This is a genomic window from Paenibacillus sp. GbtcB18 (assembly GCF_019091125.1).
Taxonomy (GTDB): domain Bacteria; phylum Bacillota; class Bacilli; order Paenibacillales; family NBRC-103111; genus Paenibacillus_F; species Paenibacillus_F chitinolyticus.
On the sequence record NZ_JAGXJX010000811.1, the window covers coordinates 1 to 238 of the forward strand.

Below are 238 nucleotides of genomic sequence, written 5' to 3' on the forward strand. Positions count from 1 at the left end.
CTGCGGTTGTTGTGTCAGCAAGCGGCTGCGGTCGGGGAGATACCATTCTGATCGGTACGCAGACTTATTCGGAGCCGAAAATTTTGGCCCATATGTACAAGCTGCTGATCGAGGACCGTACCGACCTAAAGGTGGATGTACTTCCGGACCTTGCGTCAAGCGGAGACATCATCGATGCCATGAAGAAGGGCGACATCCAGATGTCGACCCTTTATACCGGCGAACTGCTTAACAAGCA

General features: G+C 52.9%; 1 protein-coding gene. It reads left to right on the plus strand.

The features are described from left to right. Positions 1 to 11: 11 nt before the first annotated feature. Positions 12 to 238, plus strand: a 227-nt coding sequence (locus KVT34_RS31045; RefSeq protein ID WP_483311479.1) for a glycine betaine ABC transporter substrate-binding protein, incomplete at its 3' end; no start/stop codon positions are given.